11 protein-coding genes are annotated in these 13,389 nt (G+C 71.0%); 7 read left to right on the top strand and 4 right to left on the bottom strand.

Translation table 11 applies throughout. The features are described 5' to 3' along the window. Positions 1–2,035, top strand: a 2,035-nt coding sequence (locus VI238_RS02655) for a right-handed parallel beta-helix repeat-containing protein (RefSeq protein WP_331648157.1), incomplete at its 5' end; no start/stop codon positions are given. A gap of 96 nt (positions 2,036–2,131) precedes the next feature. Here the strand turns inward: VI238_RS02655 and rsgA are convergent. Continuing rightward, positions 2,132–3,205 carry a ribosome small subunit-dependent GTPase A gene (gene rsgA / locus VI238_RS02660; RefSeq protein ID WP_331648159.1) on the bottom strand — a complete coding sequence of 358 codons (1,074 nt, stop codon included), beginning with the start codon at positions 3,203–3,205 and terminating at the stop codon, positions 2,132–2,134. 165 nt (positions 3,206–3,370) lie between these two features. Here rsgA and VI238_RS02665 point away from each other — a divergent pair, with 165 nt between their 5' ends. From VI238_RS02665 to VI238_RS02680, 4 genes are all read left to right on the top strand, one after another. Then, on the top strand, positions 3,371–4,609 hold the full coding sequence (locus tag VI238_RS02665) for an aminotransferase class I/II-fold pyridoxal phosphate-dependent enzyme (protein WP_331648161.1): 1,239 nt from the start codon (positions 3,371–3,373) through the stop codon (positions 4,607–4,609). A gap of 105 nt (positions 4,610–4,714) precedes the next feature. Further along, the gene (locus VI238_RS02670; RefSeq protein ID WP_331648163.1) at positions 4,715–5,350 is read left to right on the top strand and encodes an SGNH/GDSL hydrolase family protein; all 636 of its coding nucleotides are present in this window, start codon (positions 4,715–4,717) and stop codon (positions 5,348–5,350) included. 182 nt (positions 5,351–5,532) lie between these two features. Next, the gene (locus tag VI238_RS02675; protein ID WP_331648165.1) at positions 5,533–6,144 is read left to right on the top strand and encodes a C40 family peptidase; all 612 of its coding nucleotides are present in this window, start codon (positions 5,533–5,535) and stop codon (positions 6,142–6,144) included. Between the two features lie 58 nt (positions 6,145–6,202). Further along, entirely contained in the window at positions 6,203–7,144 is a 942-nt protein-coding gene (locus VI238_RS02680) for an aldo/keto reductase (RefSeq protein ID WP_331648167.1), read from the top strand. Between the two features lie 116 nt (positions 7,145–7,260). Here the strand turns inward: VI238_RS02680 and VI238_RS02685 are convergent, their stop codons facing one another. Beyond that, positions 7,261–7,992, bottom strand: a complete 732-nt coding sequence (locus VI238_RS02685) for a class I SAM-dependent methyltransferase (RefSeq protein ID WP_331648169.1) — start codon at positions 7,990–7,992, stop codon at positions 7,261–7,263. After that, a complete protein-coding gene (locus tag VI238_RS02690) occupies positions 7,979–9,172 on the bottom strand; it encodes a BtaA family protein (RefSeq protein ID WP_331648171.1) in 1,194 nt (397 codons plus the stop codon). Before VI238_RS02690 ends, VI238_RS02685 begins: the two co-directional genes overlap by 14 nt. A 171-nt stretch (positions 9,173–9,343) precedes the next feature. Here VI238_RS02690 and VI238_RS02695 point away from each other — a divergent pair, with 171 nt between their 5' ends. Next, positions 9,344–10,141, top strand: a complete 798-nt coding sequence (locus VI238_RS02695) for a UDP-2,3-diacylglucosamine diphosphatase (protein ID WP_331648173.1) — start codon at positions 9,344–9,346, stop codon at positions 10,139–10,141. A gap of 183 nt (positions 10,142–10,324) precedes the next feature. On the opposite strand, the gene VI238_RS02700 is transcribed toward VI238_RS02695, so the two are convergent. Continuing rightward, positions 10,325–12,355: an Ig-like domain-containing protein gene (locus VI238_RS02700; protein ID WP_331648175.1), complete on the bottom strand. Its 2,031-nt coding sequence runs from the start codon at positions 12,353–12,355 to the stop codon at positions 10,325–10,327. A 249-nt stretch (positions 12,356–12,604) separates the two neighbouring features. Here VI238_RS02700 and grxD point away from each other — a divergent pair. After that, positions 12,605–13,389: Grx4 family monothiol glutaredoxin (gene grxD, locus VI238_RS02705; RefSeq protein WP_331648178.1), on the top strand; the 785-nt coding region annotated here is incomplete at its 3' end.

Consider the following 13,389-nt stretch of genomic DNA (forward strand, 5'->3'; position numbering starts at 1 on the left):
GGAAGCTCGCCGGCGCCCCGCGCACGCGCACGCGGCCGTCCGCTCGCCCGCCGCGCCGCGCGGCGCGACGCTCCCGGTGACGAACTGCCTCGACGACGGCAGCGCAGGCAGCCTGCGCAGCGTGCTCGCCGGCGCCGCGGAGGGCGACGTCGTCGATCTCTCCGCGCTCACCTGCAGCACGATCACGTTGACGCAGGGTCCGCTCGACACGAGCGTGCTCGGGGACCACCACCTCTACGACGTGACCCTGCAGGGCCCCGGCCGGGATGCCCTCACGATCGAGGCGGGCGGCCAGTCACAGGTGCTCGTGATCGGCGGCTTCTCGAGCGACCAGGGCACGTTCACGGCGAACGACCTCACGATCGCGAACGGCAGTTATGCGGGCAGCCTTGCCGCCTGCATCGAGGGATTCGGCGGTACGCTCGCGCTCAATCGCGTCAGCGTCACCAACTGCCATGCGAGCGGCACGTACCAGCTCGTGTTCGGCGGCGCGGTCGACGTGACCACGCTCGTGATGACCGACAGCAGCATCACCGGCTCGAGCCTCGCCGCGACCGGCGCGCACGGCACCGGCGCGGGCGGCGGCGCGTATGCGAGCGACGGCGCGACGCTCGTGCGCAGCACGATTTCCGGCAACTCGGTCACGGCACCGTACGCGTCCTACGGCGGCTACGCGTCGGTCGGCGGCGGGCTGTACTCGCGTGGCGTGCTGTCGCTCGTCGACAGCACGATCTCGGGCAACACGATCGCCGCGACGGTCGACGGACAGGACGCCAACGGCGGCGGCGTGTACGTGCGCGGCAATGCGAGCGTGATCGGATCGACCATCGACGGCAACGCCGCCGACGGCCGGGGCGGCGGACTGCACAAGGCGCCGTTCAGCGTGTACGGCGATCCGCCACCGCCGCAGGACACGATGCTCGTGATCACCAACAGCACGATCGACGGCAACACGGGCGATGGCGGCGCGGGCATCTACTCCGAACGCCCGGCCTCGATCTCCAACAGCACGGTCACGAGCAATTTCAGCCGCGTGGCGAACGGGGCGGGATTGCTGTTCGCGGACGCCACGCTCCCGTTGACGATCCGGAGTTCGATCTTCGCGGCGAACACCGCCTGCGAGACCTGCATGCCGCCCGTGCCGACCGACATCGCGACGACCGACATCGAGGCGCCACTGGGCGTCGCGGGATCGAACAACCTCGTCCAGGCCGTCGAAGCGAACGTCTCGCTGCCGAGCGACACGATCGCCGACGATCCGCTGCTGTTCCCGCTCGCATGGAACGGCGGTCCGACCCGCACGCGCGCGCTCGGAGCGGACAGCCCCGCGCTCGATGCCGGCAACAACGAGGCGGCGCTCGAATCGGACCAGCGCGGCGCGCTGTTCGCGCGCGTGTCCGGCCCGGCCGCCGACATCGGCGCGTTCGAGGCGCAGCAGCCACCCGCCGACACGCTCTTCGAGGACGGCTTCGACGGACCGATCATTCCGGCCGTCGTCGATCATGTGTACGACGACGGCAACGGCGACACCAACCAGGGCCCACCGTCGACGTTCGATCCGGACATGCTCTGGGGCAACTACTTCGTCGCCGCGATCGGCGGCGAATGGGTCACGCGGGTGTCGGTCGCGTTCGGCCCGACCTTTCCTTCGCTCGCGAACGGACCGGTCACGTTCTGGTTGCTCGAGGACGACGATGGCGACGGCGATCCGCGCAACGCGCACGCGGTCGCGAGCGTGGAGGCGACGCCGAACGTGTCCAACGACACGTTCTTCGTGGTCGACCTGCCGCCGACCTACGTGCACGGCGGCTTCTTCGTCGGCGCGAGCGCGAAACTCGAGGGCGGCGCGGATCGCCCGGCGCGCGTCGATACCGGCGCATCCGGGCACGATTCGTGGTTCTTCTACGCGCCCGACATCGCCGCGACGATCGACAATCTCGCCGCGGCGCCGTTCGGCACGCGCAACGACGATCCGCAGTACGTCGTGCTGCCGGGCGCGTTCATGGTGCGCGCGCACGGTACGACCGTGCCGTAATTCGATCGGAGCGGCGCGCCCGCCGGCGCCCCCACGGGGCACGGATTCCAACCCGTGCCCCTTTCACGGGAGCGGCGCAAGCCGCGATCCGGCGCCTCAGTGCCGGCCGTATTTCTCGCCGAGGCGCTTGCCGAGCGCCTTGGTCAGCACCTTCGCCTCGCTGCGGCGGCGCATCTGTGCCTCGAGCGTGTCGGCGGTCGCGGCGAGTTCGTCGCGGAGCTTGAGGTAGTTGCGCCAGCGGTCCGGGTCGAGGCGGCCGTCGGCGAGCGCGGCCTGCACCGCGCAACCGGGTTCGCTCGCGTGCGCGCAGTCGCCGAAGCGGCACGTCTGCGCGAGCTCGTCGATGTCGGCGAACTGGCCCTGGTCGATCTGTTCCTCGCCGGTCAGCTTGAGCTCGCGCATGCCCGGCGTGTCGATGAGGCAGCCCCCGCTCGGCAGCAGGATCAGCGCGCGATGCGTCGTGGTGTGGCGACCGCGGCTGTCGTGCTCGCGCACGGCACCGGTCGCCTGGCGCGACTCGCCGAGCAGCGTGTTGGTGAGGGTCGACTTGCCCGCGCCCGACGACCCGACGAGCACCGCGGTGTGGCCGGGGCCGAGGTACGCGAGCAGCGGCGCGACGCTGTCGGCGGATTTCGCATTGATCGCGTGCACGTCGACGCCGGGCACGCGACGGCGCAGGTCGGCGACGACCGCGTCGATCGCATCGGCGCGGTCGGCCTTCGTCAGCACGAGCACGGGCGTCGCGCCGCTGCCCTGGATCAGCAGCAGGTAGCGCTCGATGCGTGCGGGATTGAAGTCGTGGTCGAGCCCGCTCAGCACGAACACCGCGTCGACGTTGGCCGCGATGAGCTGGCGCTGGTGGCTCTCGCCCGCCGCGCCGCGCTTGAGCTCGGTGCGGCGCGGCAGTATGCGTTCGATCGTCGGCGGCGTGCCCGCGGCGACGAGCACGAAGTCGCCGACCGCGGGGCGTTCGGTCGGGTCGAGGTCGCGCTTGAGGAAGCGCGCGGCCGGCTGGGCGTTGAACATGTCGCTGCCGTCGTGCAGCTGGTAGCCCGCGCGGTGCTGCGCGACGACGCGCGCGATCGCGGCGGGATCGGCTCCCTCGGGAAGCACCTGCGCACGCCAGCCGATGCGGGCCAGGCGCTGTTGGGGATCGGTGATCGTCGGCATTCGCGGGGATTCTAGCAAGGTGGCGCCCCTGCCCTCGCGGCGGCCCCGGCGCTCCCCCACGCGCGCTTCGCGGCCGCGCGCAGGCGCGGATGCCGCGCAGGGTTCGCGTGCGGCGCAGCAATCGCGCTGCTAGGATCGGCCGACGTTCGATTGCAGGAAGGGGACATGCAGCATCCAACGGTCGCGACGAGCCGTCGCCTCGAAGACGTGCGCTACGACATCCGCGGGCCCCTGAGCCGGCGCGCGCACGAGCTCGAGGCCGAGGGCAAGCCGATCCTGCGCCTGAACATCGGCAACCCGGGGCTGTTCGGATTCCGCGTGCCGCAGCATCTGCGCGACGCGATCGCGCACGCGCTGCCGAAGAGCGAGGCGTACAGCCACCAGCAGGGCGTGCTCGAAGCGCGCGAGGCGGTCGCCGCGCAGCATCGGCGCAACGGCGCGGACGCGCGACCCGAACACGTGTTCATCGGCAACGGCGTCAGCGAGCTCATCGACCTCAGCCTGCGCGCGCTGCTCGATGCGGGCGACGAAGTGCTCGTACCCGCACCCGACTATCCGCTGTGGACGGCTGCGACGCGTCTCAACGGCGGCGTGCCGCTGCACTACCCGTGTCCCCCCGAGCGTTCGCACCTGCCCGACCCTGCGCAGATCGAAGCGCTGATCACGGCACGCACGCGCGCGCTCGTGATCATCAACCCGAACAACCCGACCGGCGCGGTGTATCCGCGCGACCTGCTCGTCGCGCTCGTCGACCTCGCCCGGCGGCACGGCCTCGTCCTGCTCTGCGACGAAATCTACGACAGCGTGCTCTACGACGACGCCACGTTCACGCCGCTCGCCCCGCTCGCGGGCGACACGCCGTGCATCAGCTACGGCGGGCTGTCGAAGGTCCATCTCGCCTGCGGCTACCGCGTCGGCTGGCTGTCGGTCACCGGCACCGAGCGCCGCGTGCACGACCTCGTGCGTGCGCTCGACCTGCTCGCGAGTTTGCGCCTGTGCAGCAACGTGACCGCGCAGTGGGCGATCAAGCCCGCGCTCGAGGGACCGGACGAAATCCGCGCGCTCACGCGCGCGGGCGGCCGCCTGCACGCGGCGCGCGCGGCGGTCATCGACGCGGTCGAACGCAGCGAGTTCCTGCGCATGGTCAGGCCGCACGGCGCGCTGTACGCGTTCCCCGGCGTCGATCCCGAACGCCTGCCCGGCTTCGACGACGCCGCGTTCGCGCTCGACCTGCTCGAGCACGAACAGATCATCCTCGTGCCCGGTTCGAGCTTCAACATCGCCGCGCGCAACCACTTCCGCCTGACCCTGCTGCCCGAGCCCGCCGTGCTCGCCGACGCGCTCGCGCGCATCGAGCGCGAGCTCGCGCGCGCGGCACGCAACGCGGCACGACGCGTCGCTTAGCACGGCACGCGCGAAGCGCGCCGCCGGGACTCGCGCTTCGACCTGCCCTGCGCGCTGAAGCCTGAAACAATCTTTACCGTCGCTGTTGCCCTTGCAAGGTGCCCGATGAACACCGCGACCTACCTCGCCCTCGGCGACTCCTACACGATCGGCGAAGGCGTCGCCGCAGGCGAGAGCTGGCCGGCCCAGCTCGCGCGGCGCCTGCGCGCGCTCGGCGTCGAACTCGCCGACCCGCAGATCGTCGCCGCCACGGGCTGGACCACCGACGAGCTCTCCGCCGCGATGGATGCCGCGACGTTGGCGCCGCCGTACGCGCTCGTGAGCCTGCTCATCGGCGTCAACAACCAGTATCGCGGGCGCGCGCTCGCCGAGTACCGCGACGAGTTCGCGGCGTTGCTCGCGCGCGCACGCGCCCTCGCGGGCTCGCCGGCGCGCGTATTCGTCGTGTCGATCCCCGACTGGGGCGTCACGCGCTTCGCGCGCGCGCAAGGTCGCGATGCGGCGCGCGTCGCCGGCGAGATCGATGCGTTCAATGCGGCCGCCCGCACCATCGCCAGCGGCGCCAGCGTCCCGTTCGTCGACGTCACCTCGATCTCGCGCGAGGCCGGCGATGGCGACGCAATGCTGGTCGCCGACGGGCTGCACCCCTCGGCGGCGCAATATGCGCTGTGGGCCGAAGAGATCGTACCGGTGGCGCGCGCAGTGCTCGGCCATCCCGCCCAATCGCCCCCTCGCGGCTGATTTCCGCGGCCCCGTTCGCAGCCGGCAGCGGAACGGCGTCACAGAATTCCATCGAAATCGCCGCTCGCTTAACGCGGGCCAAACAACTCCGAAAATGGGCTTTGCTACTTTCGCCGCTCCACGGGGGTGGGCCGGACTGCGCAAGCGGTGTCGCCTCCCTGTCCGTATCCGGGAGCACCTCGATGCCCTTCCAGCGAATGACAGCCCTGTTCCTGCTCGCGCTCGCCGCGACGCACGGCAACACTGCGGTCGCCGCGCCGTCGGCGATCGACCTGCGCCCGTGGCAGCTCGAATCCGCTTCCGCAATCGCCTCGACGGCCTGGCCGGCCTCGGGCACGTTGCTCGTCGACCCCGCGGCCGCAGCGCCGGAGCCGGCCGCGGCCGGGCCCGAAGCGACTGCCCCGGTCGGCGGGCTGCGCAAACTGCTCGCCGAATTCTCGATGACGCTGCAGAACATCCGCTACCGCCGCGGCGGACGCGACCCCAGGACCGGGTTCGACTGCAGCGGTTTCGTGCGCTACGTGTTCCGCCATAGCGCGGGCGTCGACCTGCCGGTGGATTCGGCGAGCCAGTACCGCGCCGGCATCAACGTCGCGCGCGCCGACCTCAAGGTCGGCGACCTCGTGTTCTTCAAGATCCGCGGCAAGCGCGTCTCGCACGTCGGCATCTACCTCGGCGACGGCCGCTTCATCCATTCGCCGTCGACCGGCAAGTCCGTCAGCATCAGCCGCCTCGACGAGAGCTACTGGACGCGCCGCTACGCGGGCGCCAAGCGCCCCGACGTCCTTTCCTGACGCCGACGCAGGGCCTCGCGATCGCGCGCGGCTCCGCAGCGCCCACGATGGAGTCCCGATGACCCGACGTCCCCTCGGTCGCTCCGGTCTCGCCGTCGCGCCGCTCGCGCTCGGCACCAACGTGTTCGGCTGGAGCGTCGACGAGCCGGGCGCGTTCGCGGTGCTCGATGCGTTCGTCGATGCGGGCCTCGACCTCGTCGACACCGCCGATGCGTATCCGGCATGGGTGCCCGGCAACGACGGCGGCGAGTCGGAGACGATGATCGGCCATTGGCTCGCGCGCAGCGGCAAGCGCGATCGCGTCGTCGTCGCGACCAAGGTCGCGAAATGGGCGCGCCATCGCGGCCTGTCGCCTGCCAACATCGAGGCCGCCGCCGACGACTCCCTGCGGCGGCTCGGCGTCGACACGATCGACCTCTACTTCGCGCACGAAGACGATCCGGACGTGCCGCTCGCCGACACGCTCGGCGCGTTCGCACGACTCATCGAGCGCGGCAAGGTGCGCGCGATCGGTGCCTCGAACTACAGCGCCGAGCGCTTCGCCGAAGCGCTCGCGACGAGCGAACGGCTCGGCCTGCCTCGCTACGAAGTGCTGCAGCCCGAGTACAACCTCGTCGCGCGCAAGGACTACGAGGAGCAGCTCGCCCCGCTCGTGCGCGAGAGCGGCGTCGGCGTGGTCTGCTACTACGCGCTCGCGAGCGGCTTCCTCACCGGCAAGTACCGCAGCGAGGCCGACCTCGGCAAGAGCGCCGCGCGCGGTCGCGCCGTCGGCAAGTACCTCAACGGCCACGGCCTGCGCGTGCTCGCCGCGCTCGACGACGTCGCGCGTCGCCACGACGCGACGCCGGCCCAGGTCGCGCTCGCGTGGCTCATCGCACGCCCGGGCATCAGCGCGCCGATCGCGAGCGCGACGACGCCCGCCCAGGTCGCCGAACTCGCGGGCGCGGTGCACCTGCGCCTGTCGGACGAGGACATGCAGCGCCTCGACCTCGGCGCCTGAGCGCACGCGTCGCAGCGACCCGAGGGCCATATCCGTGCCGACGCCCGAATTTCTGCGCCCGTCGGCCGGCGTGCTGCGCGAGTTCGGCCCGCTGCTCGACATCCAGCTGGCCGCGCTCAAGTTTTCCGGCCGACGAAGCGGTAATGCGGCACGCGCACGAACGGCAGGTACGGTACCGCGGCGCGGGCCTCCACGACCGCGTGCGACGGCAATGCGTCGCGCAGCGCGGGCAGGTGCGCGGGGTCGAGGCGCACGCCGTCGTGGCGGAACCAGAGCGGCCAGAAGCGCCGCGTGAACGCGTCGTGCTGCGCGGCGCCCGGCGCCGCTCGCGCGGGCGACACGTGGAAGTCGACGACCGCGAGCACGCCGCCGGGGGCGAGCATCGACACCGCATTGGCGACCGCCGCGCGCCAGTCGGGGATCATGGTCAGCGCATACGACAGGATCACCGCATCGACCGGCGCCGATGGCTGCCACGTCGTCGCGTCCGCTTCGATCGCGTGCAACTGCGGGAACGCACGACCGCGTTCGCGTGCGCGTGCGAGCAGCGGCGCGCACAGGTCCACGACATCGTAGCGCGCGATGCGCGCGGCACGTTCGCCGAAGAATTCGATGTTGCGGCCGGTACCGCCGCCGAGTTCGGCGACGTGCGCGCGTTCGCGCAGTTCGACGCCGGCGACGAGTTCGGCGCGCCCCTGCAGCAGGCGTTCGCGGAAGCGGTCGTAATGCGCCGACTGCGCGCCGTAGAACGCACCGAGGGCCTGCGCATGCGATCCGGCGCGCGGCATGCCGCGCACGAGGCGCGCGAGCACGGCGAACTCGCCGCGCAGGGCCTCAAGCCGGGGCATCGGCGATCACGAAGCCGGCGTAGGTGTGCACGCGGTCGTGCGGCTGTAGCGCCGCGGCTTCGGCGTCCATGAAGCGGAACGCGTCGCGCAGGCGTTCGCGCGCGGGGCCGATGCGGATGTCGTCGAGATAACCCGGTCGCGCATGCGCGCTGCGCAACAGGATGCGCGCGCGCGGCGCGGCGCGCTCGCGGATCGCCTCCCACTCGTCGACCAGCGCGGCAGGATGGTACGAGCTCATCCAGTCCATGTGGTCGAGCAGGACGAAGCGCGTGATCGGCCCTTCGTGCGCGCGAAGGAACTCGGTCACGGTGGTGGTGTGCGGCACGACGCGGTCGACGAGACCGCTCTTGAGGCGGTCGAAGTTGTGCCGCTTGAGATACTCGGGGCAGCAGTCGCGACGGTAGTGGCCCGTCATGTACACGTGCCAGAAGTAGTTGTCGGCGAGCGGCAGCTGGCGGAACACGTACTGCACCGCGCTGCGGATGAAGCCGGACACGCCGTGTTCGTGCTGCGCCTCGACCAGGCGCCGCTGCGGGAACGGTACGCCGAGCAGGCTCATGACGAACTGGCGCGAGATGACCCAGTTGACCGGCGTGTTCCACAACTGCGGCGCGACGCGGCCGTCGTAGATCGCGCGCTGCTCGTCGAGGTCGCGCGCGAGGAACAGGTCGTCCATCGCGCGGCGCAGCCGCGGGCGCGTCGCGAAGTAGGCGCGCACGCCGCGCGCGACGCAGCCGGACAGGCCATGGAAGTAGAAGCTGCCGCGGCGGCTCGTGAACCAGTCGGTGCGGCCGTCCCACCACGCGCGGGCGAAGTCCGAAAGCTGTGCGCGCAACGCGTCGCGGTAGATCGCGTCGAAGCGGGCGTGGCGGCCTTCGCCGAAAATCGCGAAGTAGTCGTCGAATCCGAGCGTGCGGATGCCGGCGATCTTGAGCTCGAGCAGCGCGTTCTGGCGCGGGTTCGCGTCGACCGCGTGGATGCTGCGCGGTCCGAGCAGCGCGTAGTCGAGCGCATTGCAGCCCGCGCTCGTGATCACGAGCACGTCGTCGTCCGCACCGAGCGCGAGCGCACGGCGGTCGATCGCGGGGTCCTCCCAGCACGTGTTGTAGACGAGGCTGCGCGAATAGATCGCGTCGAAGATCTTCTGGTCGAGCTTGTCGCGCAGGTTCGGGATCGACATCGGCGTTCGCGGCAGCGGTGGCTGCGCACGACGCTACGCGGACGATGTGACATGCATGTGTTGCGGCGCGGCTCGTCGGGCGACGCCGGTGTCATTGCGGTGCAATCGCGGCGCAACGGGCGCGAGACGCTGGCCGGCGACACTGCGCCGTGTTCCCCGCGAGGAGGCACGATGTCGCGACTCTCGTTCCGCAGCGTGTTCATCTCGGACGTGCATCTCGGCTATGCCGGCTGCAAGGCGGCCTACCTGCTCGACTTCCTGCGTTCGCTGCGTTGCGAACGGCTCTACCTGGTCGGCGATATCGTCGATTTCGAGAACATGGCGAAGCGGCCGTACTGGCATGCGAGCCACGCCGAGGTGATCGGCGAGCTGCTCTCCATCGCCGCGCAGGGCACGCGCGTCGTCTACATACCGGGCAACCACGACGCGGCTCTGCGCCGTTTCGCGGGCGCGCGCGTCGCCGGCATCGAGATCGCGCTCGAGGCGGTGCACACCGGCCCCGACGGTCGCCGCTATCGGGTCAGCCACGGCGACGAGTACGACGGCCACGGCGATGCGCCGCGCTGGTTGCTCGAACTCGGCGACGCGCTCCAGGGATTCGTCTGCGCAATGAACCGGCGCGCGAACGCGCTGCTGCGCCTGCTCGGCGTGCCCTATCGCCCGCTGTCGATCCTGCTCAAGAGACGCATCGGTACCGCGCGGCGCTTCATCGGCGACTTCGAGCGTCGCGTCGCCGCGCAGGCGGGCGCGGACGGTTTCGACGGCCACATCTGCGGCCATATCCACTATGCGAACATGCACGAGCACGCGGGCTCGCTGTACCTCAACGACGGCGACTGGGTCGAACACTGCACCGGTCTCGTCGAGCATCACGACGGCTCGTTCGAGCTGCTGCACTGGACCGAGCGTCGCCTCAGCCTCGCGCGCAGCGACGCGGCCGCGACGCTGCCGCTGCGCGCCGCGGCATAGCCGCATCGCTTGGCACCGGGTGCGATCCATGGACGGATCGCACCCGGTGGTTGCGGCGGCCATTTGCGTGGGAAACCTCCGCACGCGACGGCTGCGCGAACCCGCCAGCGCGAACCCGCGTTTCCGGTGTACCGGACGCGGCGAGCGAATGCCGGGCAGGAGTCCCGGTCATTCGCAGTTGAACTAGAACGGGGGCGGCTCGTACACGTACACGGCGATCGTGCCGGTCGCGGTGCCGCCCTTGCCGTCGGACACGGTGTACTCGAAGTAGTCCTGGCCGAACCAGCCGTGGAACGACGTGTAGTGCACGGTGAAGTCCGGATTGATGGTGACCGTATTGTCCGGAAGCGGCCCGGTGTGGTTCACCGAGACCACGGTGAGCGGGTCGCCGTCGGGATCGGACGCGGCCTGCAGCACCGGGATGTCGATCGATGCGCCCTTGAGCACGCGCACCGAGAGCGGGCCCGCGACCGGCGGATGGTTCGGCGTCGTGACGCTCACGTGCACGGTCGCGGTCGCGCTGCCACCGCGGCCATCACTGATCGTGTAGGTGAAAGCGTCGTCGCCGAGGTAGCCCGTCGCCGGCGTGTAGTCGACGCCGGCGGCGGTCGCGACCGCGGTGCCGTGCGCGGCCGTGCCGACCGCGGTGACGACGAGCGTGTCGCCGTCGGGATCGCTGTCGTTGGCGAGCACCGCGACCGGCGTCGCGGCCGCATCCTGTTCGATCGCGATCGCGTCGTCCTGCGCGACGGGCGGATGGTTGGTGTATTCGCGCGGCCCGAGCGTCGTCGTCCTCGTCGTCTTCTCGAAGCGGTACACGTCGACCGTGCGCTTGTGCTCGGCCGGGTTGCGCAACGCGCGCTCGATCCACGCCGGCGGCGCGGCGACGGGCTCCCTGACCCACTCGACGGCGGGCGAGGGCGGTGGCGGTGCGGGCTGCGCCGTCTCCTCGATGGTGAGGAACTCGACATCGACGCGGCGGTTCTTCTGCCGGTTCGCGGACGTGTCGTTCGGATACGACGGACGAAGCTCGCCCTCGCCGCGCGTGTCGATCTGGTCGGCGTCGATGCCGCGCGCGACGAGGTAACGCTTCGCGCTCGCCGCGCGGCGCTCGGACAGTGCCTGGTTGTAGGCGACGCTGCCGACCGAATCGGTGTGCCCGACGACCGCGACGCGGCTGACGCGATTGGCCGAGGCGAGCTTCGCGACGAGTTCGTCGAGCGCGGCGCGCGCATCGGGGCGAAGGTCGGAATGGTCGAAGTCGAAGAACGCGTCGCCGTCGAGCCTGACCTCGTTGCGCATCACCTGCGGCGCGGGCGTGGCCGCTGCGGGCGCCGGTCGCTCGACCTGCACCATGCGATACGGGTCGCGTGCGCGGTAGTTCTGGCCGATGTCGTAGCGCAGCAGCAGCCAGCCGCGGGTGTCGTTCCTGTCGCGTTCGAACTCGCCGCCCTTGTGCAGGCTCTCGCCGAGCAGCGACACGCTGAAGCCGGTGTTCGCGAAGTACTTGTCGAGGCCGAGCGAGAGCGTCCACTGGTCGGAGTCGTACTTGCCGCGCTCGTAGTCGAGGCCGCCGCGCACGCGCAGCAGCGGATCGTCGAAGTACCGCCCGAAGCGCACGCCGACGCCATTGTCGTACGGATGTTCGAACGCCTCGGTCAGCGTCTGGATCGTCTGCGTCTGCGTGTAGTCGCCATGCTCGTCCGTACCGCCGAGCTGGGTCACGTCGGTGACGAGCGTCGAACCGGCAAAGCGCGCGCCCGACGTCGCATGGGTGACATAGGCGTCGAGCGAGAGGTCGTTCTTCTCCCAACCGAAGCCGAGCGTCGCCTTGCGGTCCTTCCACGCATTCTGGTCGAACGCGCCGAACGCCTTGAGCACGCTTGCGTCGCCTTCCGTTGCGCTCGCATCGCCACGCAGCCAATGGTAGTCGAGCTGGACACCGCCGGCGCCGCCCTGGCCGAGCCACAACTGGGCGAGCCAGGCATGGTCATCCGTCTTGCCGAGGATGCCGAGGATCTCGCCGAGCACGTCGCCGTCGTCGTCGATGCCGAGCGAGACGCGCGCATTGGCGCCGACATAGGTGATCGGCACGACGCCCTCGGCCGGCGGAGCCGGTTGCGCGCGCGCGGGCCCGCCGACGAAGGTGGAAGACAACGCGGCCGTGGACAACGCGGCCCCGATCGCGACCGCGAGCGACTTGCGACGAACCATGACACCCCTCCCGAGCTTGTGCCGATCCATGCGGAATCCCCGGCGCATCGCCGGAGTCCGCCTCGCGGCGGACGATCCCGAGCCTGTGCTGCATTCGATGGGCCTCGCGGCCCAGCCCCTACCCTGGCCCGCCGCGCTTCCAGCGCGGCGCCTTGCTTCGGCGATTATCGCCTATAAATCGAGGGCTTCCCAACCCGCCGGAATCGCCCTCCCGGCGTATCATTGCCGACCCGCCCCACGGATACCGCCATGTCGCTCTCCCCCGCCACGCGCGCGCGCATCGAGTCGCTGCTCGCCGACCATCACGTCGTGCTGTTCATGAAGGGCACGCGCCTCGCGCCGCAGTGCGGCTTTTCGGCCGCTGCGGCCGACCGCCTCAACGCCCTGCTCGACGACTACCACAGCGTCGACGTGCTCGCCGACGAGGAGATCCGCGCGGGCATCAAGGAGTTCGGCCAGTGGCCCACGATCCCGCAGCTGTACATCGGCGGCGAGCTCGTCGGCGGCGCCGACATCGTGCAGTCGATGTTCGACTCGGGCGAACTGCATCGCGTGCTCGGCGTGGCCGCGCCGGATCGCACGCCGCCGCGGCTGACGATCTCCGACGCCGCGGCCGAGAAGGTGCGCGCCGCGCTCGCCGACGCCGGCGACGCGAAGCTGTTCCTCGTCGTCGACGGCCGCTTCCAGCCGCAGTTCCAGCTGCGCGAGCCGGGCGATCACGACATCGTTGCCGTCGCGAACGGCCTCGAGGTGCGCTTCGATGCGGCGAGCGCGCAGCGCGCGCGCGGCGCCAGCATCGACTGGACGCGCACGCCGCACGGCGAGGGCCTCGCGATCCATCTGCCGCAGGCACCGCAGGCGATCCGCTCGCTCGACGTGCAGCAGCTGAAACGGCGCATGCAGGCGGGCGACATCATGGTCGTCGACGTGCGCCCGGACCACGATCGCGCGATCGCCCCGTTCGCGGGCGCCGAGGCGTTCACGCCGGACACGCACGCGCGCCTCACGTCGCTGCCGAAGGACACCGCGCTCGC

Source organism: Dokdonella sp., from assembly GCF_036518555.1.
Taxonomy (GTDB): domain Bacteria; phylum Pseudomonadota; class Gammaproteobacteria; order Xanthomonadales; family Rhodanobacteraceae; genus Dokdonella_A.